This is a genomic window from Kitasatospora sp. NPDC004723 (assembly GCF_040609255.1).
GTDB lineage: Bacteria > Actinomycetota > Actinomycetes > Streptomycetales > Streptomycetaceae > Kitasatospora.
Genome location: NZ_JBEXJT010000008.1, coordinates 106529 through 123129 on the forward strand (window position 1 = coordinate 106529; position 16601 = coordinate 123129).

Sequence of the window (16601 nt, forward strand, 5' to 3'; positions counted from 1 at the left end):
GACGACCTGAAGCGCTATCTGCGCATCCGCCGGATGTGAGCGGGGTGTTGGTGCGTCCGGTGTAGTCCCGGGCGCGGCGGCGGCGCGGCTTCGGGCCGCTGCCGCCGCCGCGGCCTGTAATGAGGCCTGTTGCCTCCCACGGCGGGAACGGGGCCCCATGCACGAGATGTCGATCGCGACGGCCGTCGTCGAGCAGGTGGACGCCGCGGCGCGCGCGCACGGCGCGGACGCGGTCGCGCGGGTGCGCCTGCAGGTCGGCGAGCTGGCCGGGGTGGTGCCCGCGGCCCTCGACTTCTGCTTCGAACTGGCCTGTGCCGGAACGCTGGTGGAGGGCGCGGTGCTGGAGACCGAGGCGGTTCCCGCGCGGGCCAGGTGTCTGCCGTGCGCGGGCGAGTGGGCCGTCGGCATGCCGCCCGACCTCGGCTGCCCGCACTGCGCCGCCGGCGGCCGGGTCGAGCTGCTGGCGGGCCGCGAACTGCAGATCCTCGGCGTCGAGTGGGCCGCACGCCCGCCGGGCGCCGGGGCCGGTGCCGGACAGGAAGGCTGAAACCCATGTGTCGCTCGGTGGAACTCCGGCAGGCGGTCCTCGCCCGGAACGACGAGGGGGCCCGTGAGCTGCGCGCCCGGCTGCTCGCCCGGGGCACCGTCGTGGTGAACCTGCTCTCCAGCCCGGGCAGCGGGAAGACGGCGCTGCTGGAGGCCGAACTCGGGCTGGCCCGGGAGCGCGGGATCGCCGTCGCGGCGCTCACCGCCGACCTCGCGACGGAGAACGACGCGGTGCGCCTCGCCCGTTCGGGCGTGCCGGTGAAGCAGGTGCTCACCGACGGGCTGTGCCACCTGGAGACCGGGATGCTCACCGGGCAGCTGGCCGGCTGGCTCCCCGAGGGCACCAGGCTGCTGTTCGTGGAGAACGTCGGCAACCTGGTCTGCCCGGCCTCCTACGACCTCGGCGAGTCGCTTCGGGTGGTGCTCGCCTCGGTCACCGAGGGGGAGGACAAACCGCTCAAGTACCCGACGGCGTTCGGGCTGGCCAACCTGGTGCTGGTGACCAAGGCGGATCTGGCGGCGGCGGTGGAGTTCGACGAGGCCGCGTTCCTGGCCGCCGTCGCGCGGGTCAACCCCGGCGTGGAGGTGGTCCACACCTCGGCCCGTACCGGGCAGGGGGTGGGGGAACTGCTGGAGCGGGCCCTCGCGGTGCTGGACGGCGTGCCGGTCCACCGGCCGGTGATGGCGGGCGCGCCGCAGCACGGGCACACGCACGGGGACGGGCACGGACACACCCACCCGCACGCGCATCCGCACGAGGACGAGGACGAGCACGACCACGAGCACGCGGTCGCGGAGACGTCGTGACGCCGGCTCCGGCACCGGCGGGCCGGGAGCGGCGCCGGGTGGCCGTCAGCGGGCTCGTCCAGGGCGTCGGCTTCCGGCCTTTCGTCTTCGCGCTCGCCACCGAGCTGGGACTCGCCGGCACCGTCACCAACACCGGCGAGGGCGTCCTGGCCGAGGTCGAGGGGGAACGCGCGGCGGTCGAGGCGTTCTGCCGCCGCGTCGCGGGCGACGCGCCGCCGCTCGCCCTGGTCGCCGCCGTCGAGCACACGCCCCTGCCCGCCACCGGCGACCGCGGCTTCGCCATCACCCCGTCCCGAGGCGACGGCCCGCGCCGGACCCTGGTACCGCCGGACACCGCCACCTGCGCCGACTGCCTCGCCGAACTCGCCGACCCGGGCGACCGCCGCCACCGCCACCCGTTCATCAGCTGCACCAACTGCGGCCCGCGCCACACCATCGTCACCGGCCTGCCCTACGACCGGGCCAACACCACCATGGCCGGCTTCCCGCTCTGCCCCGACTGCACCCGGGAGTACACCGACCCCGCCGACCGGCGCTTCCACGCCCAGCCGGTCTGCTGCCACGCCTGCGGGCCCCGGCTCGTCCTCACCGTCCCCGGCCGGCCGGACGTCGAGCGCGAGGCCGCCCTCGACGAGGCCCGCCGGCTGCTGCGCGAGGGGGCGGTCCTCGCCGTCAAGGGCCTCGGCGGCTACCACCTGGCCTGCGACGCGCGGAACGAGGAGAGCGTCACCCGGCTGCGCCTGCGCAAGCGGCGCGGCGCCAAGCCCTTCGCGCTGATGGCCCGGGACCTCGCGGAGATCGCCGCCCTGGCCCGGCCGGGCCCGGTCGAGGAGGAACTGCTCACCGGCCCGGCCCGGCCGATCGTGCTGCTGCGCCGTTCTGGGCGGGTGCTGGACGCCGTGGTGCCCGGCAGCCCCGACCTCGGCGTCATGCTGCCCTACACCCCGCTGCACCACCTGCTGCTCGCCCCGCCCGGGCCCGGGCTGCTGGTGATGACCAGCGCCAACCTGTCCGGTGAGCCCATCGTGACCGACGACCGGGAGGCCCTCACCCGGCTCGCCCCGCTGGTCGACGCCTGGCTGACCCACGACCGGACCATCCACGTCCCCTGCGAGGACTCGGTGGTGCGGGTGGTCGACGGGGAACAGCTGCCGCTGCGGCGCTCGCGCGGCTACGCGCCGCTGCCGCTGCCGCTCCCCGTGCCGGTCCGGCCCGCGCTGGCCGCCGGCGGCGACCTGAAGAACACCTTCGCGCTGGCCGAGGGCGGCTACGCCTGGCTGTCCGGCCACATCGGGGACATGGACGACCTCGCCACACTGGACGCCTTCGACCGCGCGGCGGCGCAGCTGGGGGCCGTCACCGCCGTGCGTCCGGAGGTGCTGGCGGTGGACCGCCACCCCGGCTACCGCTCCGCCCGGCACGCCCGGCGCACCCACCCGGCGGCGCAGGTGCGAACGGTGCAGCACCACCACGCGCACGTCGCCTCGGCCATGGCCGAGCACGGACTGGACGGCCGCCGCCCGGTCATCGGCGTCGCGTTCGACGGCACCGGCTACGGCGACGACGGCGCGGTGTGGGGCGGCGAGGTGCTGCTCGCCGACTACGACGGCTTCCGCCGGTTCGGCCGGCTGGCGTACGTACCGCTGCCGGGCGGCGACGCGGCGGTGCGCCGCCCGTACCGGATGGCGCTCGCCCACCTGTGGGCCGCGGGCCTGCCGTGGACGGCCGACCTGCCCGCCGTCCGGGACTGTCCGGGCGATGAACTGGTTGTGCTTGAGCGTCAGTTGGAGCGTTCGCTGAACTGCGTGCCGACCTCCAGCATGGGGCGGCTGTTCGACGCGGTGTCCGCGCTGGCCGGGGTCTGCCGGCTGGCCGGGTACGAGGCGCAGGCGGCGGTCGAGCTGGAGGCGGCGGCGCTGGAGCACGGACCGGCCGACGGGTACGCCTTCGCGCTGCGCCACGAGCACGGCGTGCTGGTCGGGGACCCCGGGCCGGTGCTGGCGGCGGCGGTCGCCGACCTCGCCGCCGGGGCGTCCGCCGGCCTGGTCGCCGCCCGCTTCCACGTCGCGGTGGCCGACCTGGTCCGCGCCATGTGCCGGGCCGCCCGGGAGGACGGCGGACCGGAGACGGTCGCGCTGACCGGCGGGGTCTTCGCCAACGCGCTGCTCTCCGCCGACTGCGGCCGGGGCCTGCGGGCCGACGGGTTCACCGTGCTGCGCCACCGCCGGGTGCCGCCCAACGACGGCGGGCTGGCGCTCGGCCAGCTGATGGTGGCGGCCCGGGCCGACGGGCCGCACGTCGCTTGAGGGTTGCGAGTGAGAGTTGCGAGTCGAGAGCCGAGTCGAGAGTCGATGGGAGAGAGCGCATGTGCCTGGCGGTGCCCGGCAGGGTGATGGAGATCGCGGAGCGGGACGGCACGCGGATGGCGGTCGTCGACTTCGGCGGCGTCGTCAAGGACGTCTGCCTGGAGTACCTGCCCGATCTGGCGGTGGGTGAGTACGCCATCGTGCACGTGGGGTTCGCGCTGCAGCGGCTGGACGAGGAGTCGGCCCGGCGGACCCTCGACCTCTTCGCCGAACTCGGCCTGTTGCAGGAGGAGTTCGGCGACCCGTGGGAGGCGGCGGCCGGGCCGGCCGGAACGGAGGAGCGGAATTGAGGTACCTGGAGGAGTTCCAGAACCCGGAGCTGGCGGGAGGACTGCTCGCCGACATCCGGGCGGCGGTGACCCGGCCGTGGGCGCTGATGGAGGTGTGCGGCGGGCAGACGCACAGCATCATCCGGCACGGGATCGACCAACTGCTGCCCGAAGAGGTGGAATTGATCCACGGGCCGGGCTGCCCGGTGTGCGTGACCCCGCTGGAGGTGATCGACCGGGCGCTGGCCATCGCCTCCCGGCCCGGGGTGATCTTCTGCTCCTTCGGCGACATGCTGCGGGTGCCGGGCACCGACCGCGACCTGTTCCGGGTCCGCGGCGAGGGCGGGGACGTGCGGGTGGTCTACTCGCCGCTGGACGCGCTGCGGATCGCCAGGGAGAACCCGGACCGCGAGGTGGTGTTCTTCGGCATCGGCTTCGAGACCACCGCCCCGCCGAACGCCATGGCCGTCCACCAGGCGAGGAAGCAGGGCGTGCGCAACTTCAGCATGCTGGTCTCGCACGTACGGGTGCCCCCGGCAGTCGAGGCCATCATGAACGCGCCGGAGTGCCGGGTGCAGGCCTTCCTCGCCGCCGGGCACGTGTGCAGCGTGATGGGCATCGAGGAGTACCCGGCACTGGCCGAGCGCCACCGGGTGCCGATCGTGGTCACCGGCTTCGAACCGCTGGACATCCTGGAGGGGATCCGGCGCACCGTACGGCAGTTGGAGCGCGGTGAGCACACCGTCGAGAACGCCTACCCGCGGGCCGTCCGTCCGGAGGGGAACCCGGCGGCCCGGGCCATGCTGGCGGACGTCTTCGAGGTGGCCGACCGGGCCTGGCGGGGGATCGGCGTCATTCCGGACAGCGGGTGGCGGCTCTCGCCGCGCTACCGCGACCACGACGCCGAGTACCGCTTCGACGTCACCGGGATCACCACCCGCGAGCCCGAGCAGTGCCGCAGCGGCGAGGTGCTGCAGGGGCTGCTCAAGCCGGACCGGTGCGAGGCGTTCGGCACCGTCTGCACCCCGCGCAACCCGCTCGGCGCGACCATGGTGTCCAGCGAGGGGGCCTGCGCCGCCTACTACCTCTACCGGCGGCTGGGCGCGCCGGGCGTTTCCCGGGAGGCGAGCCCCGTTGGCTGACACCGAGACCCTGACGGAGAACCCGGCGGGGACCCCGGCCGAGCCGTCCGCCGCGCCCGACTTCTCCGGGTGGAGCTGTCCGCTGCCGCTGCGCGACCACCCCCGGGTGGTGATGGGGCACGGCGGCGGCGGGGCGCTCTCCGCCGAACTGGTGGCGGGCGTGTTCGCCCCCGCCTACGGCGGCCGGACGCTGGCCGGCCTCGCCGACTCCGCCGTGCTCGAACTCGGCGGCGCCCGGCTCGCGTTCTCCACCGACTCCTACGTCGTGCGGCCGCTGTTCTTCCCCGGCGGCAGCATCGGCGACCTGGCCGTCAACGGCACGGTCAACGACCTCGCCATGAGCGGGGCGCGGCCCGCCTACCTGTCCTGCGGGTTCATCCTGGAGGAGGGGGTGGAGATGGCGGTGGTGGACCGGGTGGCCCGCGCCCTCGGCGCCGCCGCGCGGGCGGCCGGGGTGGAGGTCGTCACCGGGGACACCAAGGTGGTCGAGGCCGGCCGCGGTGACGGCGTCTACCTGAACACCGCCGGTATCGGGCTCGTCCCGGCGGGCGTGGACATCCGGCCGCAGCGGGCGGTGCCGGGCGACGTGGTGATCGTCAGCGGGGACATCGGGCTGCACGGCGTGGCGATCATGAGCGTGCGCGAGGGCCTGGAGTTCGGGGTCGCGATCGAGAGCGACTGCGCGGCTCTCGGCGGCCTGGTCGAGGCGATGCTGGCCGTCACGCCCGACCTGCACGTGCTGCGCGACCCCACCCGGGGCGGGCTGGGCGCGGCGCTCAACGAGATCGCGGCGGCGGCCGGCGTGGGCGTGGTGGTGGACGAGCGCGCCGTCCCCGTGCCGCCCGAGGTGGCCAACGCCTGCGCCGTGCTGGGCCTGGACCCGATGTACGTCGCCAACGAGGGCAAGCTGGTGGCCTTCGTACCGCGCGCGGAGGCGGACGCGGTGCTCGCGGCGGTGCGGGCGCACCCGCTGGGCGCGGGCGCGGCGGTGATCGGCGAGTGCGTGGCCGAGCACCCCGGCACGGTCGTCGCCCGGACGGCGTTCGGCGGCACCCGGGTGGTCGACCTGCCGATGGGGGAGCAGCTGCCGAGGATCTGCTAGGCGGCAGGGCGGGGCGGGCCCCGGCGGACGGCGCACCCGTCCGCCGGGGCCCGCGCTGTCCGGTCGCCCACGAACGGCAGCCGGGGTAGCGTCACTCCTGGTCACATGATCGTCGCGGACCGCATGCCCGGGACGGGGTGCGGGTGGGGGCCGGCGTGGCCCCGCCGTCCCACCCGTCGACCCGACAGGAGTGTTCCACCGTGGCCGTACCCACCGCCTTCGACCAGCAAGCCACCGGATTCAGCCTTCCGCTCGCCTACAACCTGGCCGAGGCCGCCGAACTCGCCTACAAGGACGAGGCCACCATCGAGGCGCAGGCCCGCGAGTGGGGTTTCGACACGGTGCGTCACCATCAGACCCGCTTCACCCCGCCGTTCCCGCTCCAGGACGCCCAGGCCTACACGATGGCCGGCGACCACATGATCGTCACCGCCTTCCGCGGTACCGAGCCCGCCCAGATCCGCGACTGGCTCACCGACGCGACCACCCCGCCCTGGCCCGGACCCGCCCGCACCGGCTACGTCCACTACGGCTTCGCCGAGGCCCTCGAATCCGTGTACCCCGACGTCGCCAAGGCCATCGCCGACCTGCGCACCGACGGGCAGAGCGTCTGGTTCACCGGTCACAGCCTCGGCGGGGCCCTCGCCATGCTCAGCGCCGCCCGGCTGAGCCTGGAGGACCCCCGGCTCCAGGCCGACGGCGTCTACACCTTCGGCCAGCCCCGCACCTGCGACCGGCTGCTCGCCGCCGCCTACGACAAGGGCCTCCAGGGCCGCACCCACCGCTTCGTGCACGACAACGACATCGTGCCCGAGCTGCCCCCGGAGCCCGCGTTCACCCATGTGGAGACGCTGCACCGGATCGACTCCGAGGGCCACGTCCGGGGCAGGAACGGGCTGGTCGGCGCGGTGGGCGACCGGGCGAAGGGCCTGGGTGCCGCCGCCTTCTCCCCGGACGGCGAGGGCATCCGCGACCACCTGATGCGCAACTACCTGGCTGCCCTGGAGAAGGCGCTCGCCTGACGGCGCGGGCGGCGCCGGAGGCCGGCCGGGACTTGACACGCCCCGCGTGCGGTTTCGAGGCTGGGCGGCATGTCGCCGAACCGCCGGCTGGGCCAGGCCCCAGCGATGACCTCCGTGGACGCCGCAGCGCACACCGGGCCGACCGGGCCGACCGGGCCGGAGCACCTCGACGTCCTGATCGTCGGAGCCGGGCTGTCCGGCATCGGCGCCGCCTGTCACCTGCGGCGCGAGCACCCCGGGCGGTCCGTCGCGATCCTGGAGGCGCGGGACGCGATCGGCGGCACCTGGGACCTCTTCCGCTACCCCGGCGTGCGGTCCGACACCGACATGTTCACCCTCGGTTACGCCTTCGCGCCCTGGACCGGCGCGAAGGCGATCGCGGACGGCGCCTCCGTCCGCGAGTACATCCGGCGCACGGCGGGCGAGTACGGCGTGGACCGCCTGGTCCGCTACCGGCACCGGGTGGTGCGCGCCGAGTGGTCCAGCGCCGAGGCCCGCTGGACGGTGACCGCCGAACTCGGCGACCCGGGTGGCCCCGGTGGCGGCGGAGGCGGGACGGTGACGCTCACCTGCCGGTTCCTCTACGCCTGCAGCGGCTACTACCGCTACGACCGGGGCCACACACCCGACTTCCCCGGCGTCGAGGACTTCGCGGGCCGGCTCGTCCACCCGCAGCTGTGGCCCGAGGACCTCGACCACACCGGCAAGCGCGTCGTCGTCATCGGCAGCGGCGCCACCGCGGTCACCCTGGTCCCGTCGCTCGCCGCGCGGGCCGCCAAGGTGACGATGCTGCAGCGTTCCCCCACCTACCTGGTCAGCCTCCCGGCCCGGGACGTCCTCGCCGACACACTGCGCCGGGCGCTGCCGCCGCGCACCGCCAACCGGATCGTGCGCTGGAAGAACATCCGGGTGGGCCTGGCCACCTACCGACTCGCGCGCCGGGCACCCCGGTTGGCCCGCCGGCTGCTGATCGGCGGCGTCCGCCGCAGCCTGCCGGCCGGCTACGACGTGGCGACGCACTTCACCCCGCGCTACGCCCCCTGGGACGAGCGGCTGTGCGCCGTACCGGACGCCGATCTCTTCCGGGCGATCCGCTCGGGCCGCGCCGAGGTCGTCACCGACCGGATCGGGCGCTTCACCCCGGACGGCCTGCGCCTGGAGTCCGGTGCCGAGCTGCCGGCCGACATCGTCGTCACCGCCACCGGGCTCAGCCTGCTCGCCCTCGGCGGGATGCGGCTGGCCGTCGACGGCCGGGAGATCGAGCTCGGCCGGCACGTCGCATACCGGGCGATGATGCTCTCCGACGTCCCCAACTTCGCCTTCACCATCGGCTACACCAACGCCTCCTGGACCCTCAAAGCCGACCTGGTCGCCCGCTACGTCTGCCGCCTGCTGGCCCACCTGGACGGAACCGGGCAGCAGGTGGTCACCCCGGTCGCGCCCGCGACCCTGGAGCGCGAGCCCCTGATCGGCCTGAGCTCCGGGTACGTCCGGCGCGCGCTGGAGGACTTCCCCAGCCAGGGCACGACCGCCCCGTGGCGGGTGCACCAGAACTACCCGCGCGACCGCCGGATCCTGGCCGAGGGCCCGGCGGCCGACGGCGCCCTGCGCTTCTCCTCGCCCGCCGCGGCCGGGCCGGCGGGCGGCGACGGTCCGCGAACGGTCACGGTGGACGGGCGGCGCGTGCGCTACCGCGACACCGGGACGGGCCGGCCGGTCCTGCTGATCCACGGTCTCGCCCGATCCCTGGAGGACTGGAGCGAGCAGCACCGGCTCCTCGGCGAGGGACACCGCGTCATCAGCCTCGATCTGCCGGGCTTCGGCGGCTCCGAACGGCTGCCCGGTCCGACGACCCTGCCCGCCCTGGCCGCCGCGGTGCGCGCCTTCCTCGACGAAGTCGGCGTGCGCGAGCCGGTCCGGGTGGCGGGCAACTCGCTCGGCGGCGCCGTCGCCATGCGGCTCGCCGTCGACGCGCCCGACCGGGTGCACAGCCTGCTGCTGGCCGGCAGCGCGGGCTTCGGCCGCGAAGTCACCGCCGCCCTGCGGATCCTGGCGGTCCGCCCGCTGGGCCGGATGCTGCTGACCCGCCCCGGCCGCTCCGCCGTTGCCCGGGCCGAGCGGGCGATCTTCCACGATCCGTCGTTCGCCACGACCGCCCGGATCGAGCACGCGCTGCGCCTGGCCGACCGGCCCGGCGCGGCGGACGCGATGCTGGAGGTCCTGGCGGACCTCGGCTCGCCGCGCGGCGCCCACGAGGCCTGGCGCCGCACCCTGCTCGCCGGGGTCGGCGCCCTGGGCCTGCCGGTGTTCGTCGTCTGGGGCGACCGCGACCGCGTGCTGCCCGCCCGGCACCTGGCCGCGGCCCGCGTGGCCCTGCCGAAGGCCCGCACCCGCCTGTTCCGGGCCACCGGCCACATGCCGCAGATCGAACGCGCGGAGGACTTCGCCGAGTTGGCGCTGGACTTCTGGGCCTGACCGGGCGGCGCGGGCCGGCCCCGGGTCGGGCCGGGGCGGGCGGTCGTCGTGGGGGGTGTCCCGGTGCGCGTCGGGTGCGCACCGGGACACCCTTCGGCCGACCGGCCTCAGCGCCGCACGGTCAGTTGGCGACGACCCGGGCCGTGGTGGTGACGCGGTTGAGTTCGAGGTCCGCGATGTACAGCGAAAGGTCGACCGAGGACCTGCTCCACGCCTGGTCGGCCGAGGCGGTGGTCACCGGGACGGTCACCTTGCCCGGCACGCCGACGCAGGGGACGTGGATCGAGCCCCTGCCGGACACGCCGGACTGGGTGCCCTGCACGGTGATGGCGGCCGACTGGAACTCCGGGAGGCACTGGTAGGTCACGGAGACGTTCAGCGTACGGCCGGAGTCCGCCACCGTGGCACCGTCGGCGGCGATCGAGATGGAGCGGGCGTAGGCGGGCGCGGTCGCGAGGACCACGCCGGCCGCGGCGACGGCGGGGACGGCCAGGAACCGGGTGAACTTCGTACGGGCGGACGAGCGCATGGTGATCTGCTCCAGTGGTGAGATGACGGCGGGGAATTCCCGCGCCCCATCGTGCTGTCGGCAATCGCCGGGATCGGCCGGAGAATCGGCGGGCGTCCGAAATGGCATGGCGAAATGGCGTGGAGTCGTCCGCCGGAAATCGCGTGTACGGCGTGTGTACGGAACGTAGACCGGATTTTCCTAGGGTTGGAATCTTCCGGGCCCGCGAATTCGGGACGACGGTCGAAATCGAAGTCCGGGGAGAACCGGTCTCACCCGCCGAAAAGGCGGGCGTGCTGCCGGAGGTATTCGCCGACGCCGGTGGCGGGGCGTCCGGTGACCTGCCGGACGCCGTCGGCCCGGCGGTCGTAGCGGTTCTCGGCGTGCAGGCGGGCCATGGTGGAGATGTGCTGGAAGGTGTGCTCCGACAGCGCCAGGGGTTTGAGGTCGCGGTCGATCCACTCGTCCAACGGGACGTCGGCGTAGCGGACCGGCCGGCCGAGGGCGTCGGAGGCCTCGGCGGCGAGGGCGGGGCCGTCCAGGGAACGCGGGCCGGTCAGTTCGAGGACGCGGCCGAGGTACGGGGCCGGTTCGGCCAGGACCTCCGTGACGACGGCGGCGACGTCGGCGGCGGCCACGGGGGAGGTGCGGGCCCGGCCGAGCGGCAGTCGGACGGTGCCGTCCACGGCGATCGAGGACAGGCCGGCCCGGAACAGCGGGTTCTCCAGGAACACGGTGGGCCTGATCTCGACCACGGGCAGTCCGGACCAGGTGAGGGCCTGTTCCACCAGCCACTGCTGACGGTGCTGGTGCGACTCGCCCGCGTCCCTCGGGCCCAGCTCGGAGACGGTCAGCTGCGACATGTTGACGAACACCTCCGGCCGCTGCGCCGCGCGGGCCACGGCCGCCGTCGTCAGGGCGGCTTCCAGGTACCCGGCGGAGACGCCCATGCCGAAGTACACGCGCGGGCAGTCGGCCATGGCCGCCGCCACGTCGTCGATGCGGGTCAGGTCCCCGACGACGACCTCGGCGCCGGTCGCGCGAAGGGCGTCGGCGCGTTCGTCCGCACGGCGTACCAGGGCGCGGACCGGGAGGCCGCGTCGGCGCAGGTTCTCGACCACGGATCGTCCGACGGCTCCCACGCGGCCGGCGGCGCCGGTCACCAGAATCGGTTGCACGGTGTCCCTCCAGGGTGTGGGTACGGCACACCAAGGGTGACCGCTCGCCCGCCCGGCCGCCCGGCCGCCGAGCGGGCGGGAGGGCGTCAGTGGGTGCGGTAGGCGTCGACGACGGTCTGGTCGAGAGTGTTGCCCTCGGTGTCGGTCAGCTCCGCGCGCAGCGAGACGGCGGTGTCCGCCGCCGCCGGGTTCGGGACCGTGACGGCGCCGGCGTCGACCGGGAGCCGGGTCCAGGAGGCGCCGCCGTCCGCGGACATCGAGACCGTCAGCGAGCGGACCCGGCCGTTCGCGGCGGCGCCCTGCACGGTGACGGGCACCCGGATCGGGCTGCCGGCCGCGGCGGTGCCGTCCGGGTTCAGCTCGGGCGAGAACCGCACGACGCTCACCGGCAGCGGGGTCGGCCCGGTCGTCGCGGCCGAGGGGAAGGTCCACGAGGCGTTCACCCGGGTGGTCGCGCCGGTCGCGGCCCTGCGGGTGACGGTGGCGGCCAGACGGTACGAGGCCGGGGCCGCGGGCACCGTGAACGCGGCGCGCCCGGCCGCGGCGTCCGCCCCGGAGCGGGTGCCGATCAGTGCGCCGTCGCGGTGGAGCGCGGTGTAGGCCGTGTCGAAGGACGGCGCCGAGGGCACGTGGCCGTCGCCGTCGGCGAGCAGCGGGAGGTTCGCGGTGATGGTGTCGCCGTCGCGTTCGACGCCGGCCCGGTCGGTCAGCGCCGGGCCGAGGACCGGGCCCTCGAAGGTCTGGGTCGTGGTCGTCCCGGCCCGCAGGGCGAGGCCGTTGGCGAAGTAGCGGTTCGTCCGGGCGCCGTCGCCGCCGGGCGGCGCGAAGCTGAGGTCCCAGGTGCCGCGGTGGGGCGTGACGTGGACGGTGGCCGTGCCGGGGAACGGCATGCCCTGCGAGAGCCCGATGGTCGGTCCGGCGGCCGGTCCGGGGGTCGGCCCCAGATCGAAGGTCGCCGTCCCCGCGCCGCCCGGCCGGGCCGCGCCGCGGATCCGCAGGGTGGCGAGTTCCTGGGCGGTGTAGTGATGGGTGAGCCCGGTCAGCGCGCGGGTGCCGGAGAAGGTCCGGCCGAGCGCGTAGGTGTCCGTGTCGCTCGCCCAGTACGTGTCGTACCACTGCCTCACCGAGCCGGGTTCGCTGTCGGGACCGAGGTGGGCCACCCGCAGCGGGTTCGGCGTCAGCTTGACCATGCTGGCCATCCTGGTGGCGCCCTCGTGGGTGACGTCCAGGAACATCCCGGCCTGCAGGAAGCGCGCGGAGCCGTCGGCGGGCCGGACGTCCACGGGGGCGGTGGTCCGCGCGTCGACGGTGACGGTGGTGTCCTGGTCGAGGTCGAGCCGAGGCTGGACGATCCAGTCGGTGCCGTCGGCCGGCCGCTCGGTGAACAGCGTGCTCTCCAGCAGGTACCGGCCCTTGGGCAGTCGCAGGGTGGTGACGCCGGAGGCGTCGTAGGGCTGCTCCGTGCGGTCGGCGCCGGCGCCGGAGATGCCGAAGACGGAGGTGACGTACCTCGCGGGCGCCTGGCCGGCGCGGTCCAGGTGGCGGATCGTGAGGGTGTACGTCGGCGGCTCCGCGGCGACGGCCGCGCCGCTCCAGTCGGGCGTCAGGCCGCCGACCAGCGTGACGGCGACGGCCAGGGCACGGAGGACGGTCCGGCGGGGTGTGGAAGTTGTGCTCATGCCCTGACCTGGCCGCACGGGCCCCGGAGTTCCTGTGATCCGGGCCACGTGCGCGGGCCTGCCGTCCCGGCGGGCTCGCCGGCCCCACGGTTTCCGGGTGCGCCGGGCGGCCGGGATCGGCGATGTGCGGGTCTTGCCGCCGTGCCGTTGCCACGGCCGCCGTGAGCTGCGGATCACGCTCCGGGCGGACGGGGGGACCGCCATGATCGACGTGCCGGTCGAACCGGTGCGCCGCCGGCTCCACGATCGGGTCTTCGCCCTGGTGCCCCGCGATGGGGGGCCGAACTGGTCGACTGGGACCTCGAGTCGGGCCGCTTGGCCGGGGGCGGTCCGGGACGTTGCTGTCCGCCCGTACCGGGTCTCCGGGTACGGGCGGACAGCGGGCGTTCGGCGGGCGTGCTCAGCGGGTGCCGCGGCGGCGGGCGACGCGGGCGAGCACCGCGCCGGAGAGGAGCGCGGTGGCGGAGGCCGCGCCGACGGCGGCGAGGGCCTGGGCGGGCGAGCCGGTGGCCGCGAGCTCGGCCGGGGCCGTGCCGTCGCGGCCGTTGCGCCCATCGCGTCCGTCGCGCCCATCGCGTCCGTCGCGTCCGTCGCTTCCGCCGCGGCTCGTGCTCGCGGCCTCGCGGATCTGGCGGGTGACGACGTCGGGGTGGGACATCATCGACACGTGCGAGGAGTCGACCTCGACGGTGCGCGACCTGCCGCGCTCGGCCTCGAAGCGTTCGAGGTCGGGGGCGATGGCCTTGTCCTGTCCGGAGACGACGAACCAGGACGGGATGTCGTGCCAGGCGGCGGCGGTGAGCTTCTCGCCGAACCCGGCCTCGGAGACCGGACGCTGCTCGGCGGCCATCCGGCGGGCCCGGGACTCGGGCAGGTCGGCGGCGAAGACGTCGTGGAACCTGTCGTTCCTGATGTACAGGTCGGTGCCGCTGCCGCCGCGGTCCTTGAAGGGCACGGGGTTGAGCGAGGTGCCGAGCTCGCTGCCGGTGAACTTGGCGGACAGCTCGGCCGGGGACTCGCCGACGTCGGGCATGAACGCCGACACGTAGACCAGGGCCTGCACGTTCGGGTTCCCGGCGGCGGCCTGGGTGATGACGGCGCCGCCGTAGGAGTGGCCGGCCAGCACGATCGGGCCGATGATGCTCTTCAGCAACTCGGCGACGGAGGCGGCGTCGTTGGCCACGCCGCGCAGTTCGTTGGGCGGGGCCAGGACGGGGAAGCCGTCGGCGAGCAGGCGTTCGACGACGGCGTCCCAGCCCGAGGCGTCGGCGAACGCGCCGTGCACCAGGACCACCGTCGGCTTCCCCCCGCCACCCGGTCGACCGCCACCACTCGGCCCGCCCCCGGCCTGGGCGGCGAGGGCGGGGGCGGCGGTGGCGGCGACCGCACAGGTGGCGAGTGCCACCGTGGCGGCGGTGAGGAGCGGGGAACGGGGCAGTGATATGCCCATGATTCCAACCTTTCGAATGGGGTGAGGCTGCAACCACCCTGTGCACACCCGAGCGCCGGCAGCACCTCGCGCTGCGCACGGGGAGTGAACCCGCACGGCCGTTCGGGTTCCGTGGCGGTCGGCGGGGGCCGACCGGCGCGCGACCGGGAAACGACCTGGCGCGCGGGGTCGCGGGCGGGGCCGGCGGCCCTAGCATCGAGGCAGCGGGGGGAACTTGTCGCGATGCTGTTCCGCGCTCGATCATTGCCGTATGACGGCTGGTACTCCGCAGTTTGACGTTGCGTCGATTCTCCGCGAGGTGAAATTGGTCCGCTCCGAGGGGCTGGTCCGGATCCGTGACCTGGACCTTCCGTTGCTTCGCGGGATGGCCGTCTCGGCGCCCGGGGCCGTCGTGGAGGCCTGGCCGGTCGAGGTGGAGAAGCTGCTGCGCGAGGCGGTCTCCCGGCTGGGCGGCGGGGACCTCCAGGAGGCCGCCGAGCTGACGCTCGGGCTCGCGCCGGGCATGCGGGACAGCGTGGCGGCGGAGCGGCGCAAGCGCGCCGCGCGGGTCTACAGCCTGAGTACCGAGCGCTTCCGCAAGAGTCAGGAGGGGACGGTCCTGGCCCAGGTGGTCGAGCAGCTGTGCTGGATCGCGGGGGCGGGCGCGCGCGACGTTCCGGGGGCGGGCGGAACGGTGCCCGCGCCTTACCGCCAGCACCGCGAGTTGCGGATCGATCGCCAGGGGCGCGCACGGCGGGTTCTGCTGCACATTCACCCGGTCGAGTGGCTGCGCTGCGTGGACGTGGTCGTCTCGCCCAGCAACACCCACTTCGAGCTGCCCCCGGTCTACAAGTCCTCGGTGGCCGCCTCGCTGCGGCGGGCCGCGGCCGGGCGCGACGCGACCGGCGAGGTGGTCGCCGACCACCTCGCCGACGCCCTGGCGGCGGCGCGGCACGAGCGCGGGCTGCCGGCCGGGCCGGTGCCGCCGGGGGCCGTGCTGGCGACCGCCCCGGGGGCACTCGCCCGACGCGGCGTGCGGCGGATCTACCACGCCGCCGTGACGGCGCCGAGGCCCGGCACCAACGACTACGACACCACACCGCAGGGCGTCGCCGACGCGGCCGCCCGGGTGCTGGAGCTGATGTCTCGGGAGGGCGCCGCCTGCACGCCCCCGCTGCGCTCGGTCTGCTTCCCGCTGCTGGGCGCCGGCCGCGGCGGCCTGCCGGTCGAGGCCAGCGTCGGGGCCATGTGGCCCGTGCTCGACGCGGACGGCGGTCCCGACCGGGAGGTGCACCTCATCGTCCGCCGCCCGGACACGGCGGACCAGTTGGCGAGGTTCCTCGGCGCCGAGCAGCTGCCCCCCGACGGCGCGGCCGCGTGCTCCGGCGGACCGGCGGAAGGAGAACGGCCGTGGTGAACGCCGTGGCGTTGCTGGCCGGGTTCGCCGCGAGCTGGTCGCGGCTGTCGCCCCTGCTCGACCCCGGCGCGCGCCGGGCCCTGGTACCGATCCTGGCCGAGTTCAGGACGGTGGCGGGCGCCGACGAGGCCGACGCCCGCACGCTCGCCGCCCGTGCCGTCGCGACGGTGCTGGACGGACTCCCGGCCGACGAGGCCGAGCGGCTGCGGGCCGACGCGCAGGGCGCGCGGTTCTCCGACGCCTCACCGGACCCGCGCCACGACGGCTACAGCGCCGCCGACCTCTGTCTGCTCGTCGTCGACCGCAACCCCATGGTCGGGCCGCTGCTCGGACCGATCCGCGAACGGCTCCTCGCCGCGCCGGCCGTCGTCCGGCCGGTCTGGGAGGAGATCGACCCCAGGCTCGTCGTCCTGACCGGTCCGGACGGCCGACGACGGCTGCCCGCCTTCCAGTTCGAAGCCGCCCTGATGCCCTGGGCCGTCGTCCTGGACGTCAACGCCGCCCTACGGGCCGACGCCGACCCCTGGGGCGCCGCCGACTGGTGGCTCTCCGGCCACAGCCTGTTCGGGGCCGCGCCCGCCGAACTGCTGGGACGCGGCCGGGACGCCGAACTGCTCGGCGCTGCCAGGGCGTTGGCCGGCCTGGACGGGGAGGAGTAGTC

Annotated in this window: 14 protein-coding genes; 10 read left to right on the forward strand and 4 right to left on the reverse strand. The window is 75.2% G+C overall.

Annotated features, from left to right (window positions below):
• The first annotated feature begins 157 nt into the window (after positions 1 to 157).
• From hypA to ABZW10_RS12320, 8 genes are all read left to right on the forward strand, one after another.
• On the forward strand, positions 158 to 547 hold the full coding sequence (gene hypA, locus ABZW10_RS12285; RefSeq protein ID WP_355363171.1) for a hydrogenase maturation nickel metallochaperone HypA: 390 nt from the start codon (positions 158 to 160) through the stop codon (positions 545 to 547).
• A gap of 5 nt (positions 548 to 552) precedes the next feature.
• Positions 553 to 1353, forward strand: coding sequence for a hydrogenase nickel incorporation protein HypB (gene hypB, locus ABZW10_RS12290; RefSeq protein ID WP_355363173.1), 801 nt, complete (start codon positions 553 to 555; stop codon positions 1351 to 1353).
• Positions 1350 to 3659, forward strand: a complete 2310-nt coding sequence (hypF, locus tag ABZW10_RS12295) for a carbamoyltransferase HypF (protein WP_355363175.1) — start codon at positions 1350 to 1352, stop codon at positions 3657 to 3659. The genes hypB and hypF overlap by 4 nt, the downstream gene beginning before the upstream one ends.
• Before the next feature lie 59 nt (positions 3660 to 3718).
• Positions 3719 to 4009: a HypC/HybG/HupF family hydrogenase formation chaperone gene (locus tag ABZW10_RS12300; RefSeq protein WP_355363177.1), complete on the forward strand. Its 291-nt coding sequence runs from the start codon at positions 3719 to 3721 to the stop codon at positions 4007 to 4009.
• Positions 4006 to 5130, forward strand: coding sequence for a hydrogenase formation protein HypD (gene hypD / locus ABZW10_RS12305; protein ID WP_355363179.1), 1125 nt, complete (start codon positions 4006 to 4008; stop codon positions 5128 to 5130). Before ABZW10_RS12300 ends, hypD begins: the two co-directional genes overlap by 4 nt.
• Entirely contained in the window at positions 5123 to 6232 is a 1110-nt protein-coding gene (gene hypE, locus ABZW10_RS12310) for a hydrogenase expression/formation protein HypE (RefSeq protein ID WP_355363181.1), read from the forward strand. Before hypD ends, hypE begins: the two co-directional genes overlap by 8 nt.
• A gap of 200 nt (positions 6233 to 6432) precedes the next feature.
• The gene (locus ABZW10_RS12315; RefSeq protein WP_355363183.1) at positions 6433 to 7254 is read left to right on the forward strand and encodes a lipase family protein; all 822 of its coding nucleotides are present in this window, start codon (positions 6433 to 6435) and stop codon (positions 7252 to 7254) included.
• 69 nt (positions 7255 to 7323) lie between these two features.
• Positions 7324 to 9729 carry an alpha/beta fold hydrolase gene (locus ABZW10_RS12320; protein ID WP_355363185.1) on the forward strand — a complete coding sequence of 802 codons (2406 nt, stop codon included), beginning with the start codon at positions 7324 to 7326 and terminating at the stop codon, positions 9727 to 9729.
• A gap of 121 nt (positions 9730 to 9850) precedes the next feature.
• Here the strand turns inward: ABZW10_RS12320 and ABZW10_RS12325 are convergent, their stop codons facing one another.
• The 4 genes from ABZW10_RS12325 to ABZW10_RS12340 form a co-directional block, all read right to left on the reverse strand.
• The gene (locus ABZW10_RS12325) at positions 9851 to 10258 is read right to left on the reverse strand and encodes a hypothetical protein (RefSeq protein ID WP_355363187.1); all 408 of its coding nucleotides are present in this window, start codon (positions 10256 to 10258) and stop codon (positions 9851 to 9853) included.
• 251 nt (positions 10259 to 10509) lie between these two features.
• Positions 10510 to 11415, reverse strand: a complete 906-nt coding sequence (locus tag ABZW10_RS12330; protein WP_355363189.1) for an NAD(P)H-binding protein — start codon at positions 11413 to 11415, stop codon at positions 10510 to 10512.
• A gap of 86 nt (positions 11416 to 11501) precedes the next feature.
• Positions 11502 to 13094, reverse strand: coding sequence for a serine protease (locus tag ABZW10_RS12335; protein ID WP_355363191.1), 1593 nt, complete (start codon positions 13092 to 13094; stop codon positions 11502 to 11504).
• Between the two features lie 400 nt (positions 13095 to 13494).
• Positions 13495 to 14544 carry an alpha/beta hydrolase gene (locus ABZW10_RS12340; protein ID WP_355363193.1) on the reverse strand — a complete coding sequence of 350 codons (1050 nt, stop codon included), beginning with the start codon at positions 14542 to 14544 and terminating at the stop codon, positions 13495 to 13497.
• Positions 14545 to 14842: 298 nt separating this feature from the next.
• Here ABZW10_RS12340 and ABZW10_RS12345 point away from each other — a divergent pair, with 298 nt between their 5' ends.
• Positions 14843 to 15940 carry a hypothetical protein gene (locus tag ABZW10_RS12345; RefSeq protein WP_355363195.1) on the forward strand — a complete coding sequence of 366 codons (1098 nt, stop codon included), beginning with the start codon at positions 14843 to 14845 and terminating at the stop codon, positions 15938 to 15940.
• Positions 15934 to 16599 carry a hypothetical protein gene (locus ABZW10_RS12350; RefSeq protein WP_355363197.1) on the forward strand — a complete coding sequence of 222 codons (666 nt, stop codon included), beginning with the start codon at positions 15934 to 15936 and terminating at the stop codon, positions 16597 to 16599. Before ABZW10_RS12345 ends, ABZW10_RS12350 begins: the two co-directional genes overlap by 7 nt.
• Positions 16600 to 16601 lie beyond the last annotated feature (2 nt).

Excerpts from the sequence above, each read along its gene's own strand:
- ABZW10_RS12340 (WP_355363193.1), bottom strand. The coding sequence starts at position 14,544 with ATGGGCATATCACTGCCCCGTTCCCCGCTCCTCACCGCCGCCACGGTG.
- ABZW10_RS12300 (WP_355363177.1), top strand. The coding sequence starts at position 3,719 with ATGTGCCTGGCGGTGCCCGGCAGGGTGATGGAGATCGCGGAGCGGGAC.
- hypB (WP_355363173.1), top strand. The coding sequence starts at position 553 with ATGTGTCGCTCGGTGGAACTCCGGCAGGCGGTCCTCGCCCGGAACGAC.
- ABZW10_RS12325 (WP_355363187.1), bottom strand. The coding sequence starts at position 10,258 with ATGCGCTCGTCCGCCCGTACGAAGTTCACCCGGTTCCTGGCCGTCCCC.
- hypA (WP_355363171.1), top strand. The coding sequence starts at position 158 with ATGCACGAGATGTCGATCGCGACGGCCGTCGTCGAGCAGGTGGACGCC.
- ABZW10_RS12335 (WP_355363191.1), bottom strand. The coding sequence starts at position 13,094 with ATGAGCACAACTTCCACACCCCGCCGGACCGTCCTCCGTGCCCTGGCC.
- ABZW10_RS12320 (WP_355363185.1), top strand. The coding sequence starts at position 7,324 with ATGTCGCCGAACCGCCGGCTGGGCCAGGCCCCAGCGATGACCTCCGTG.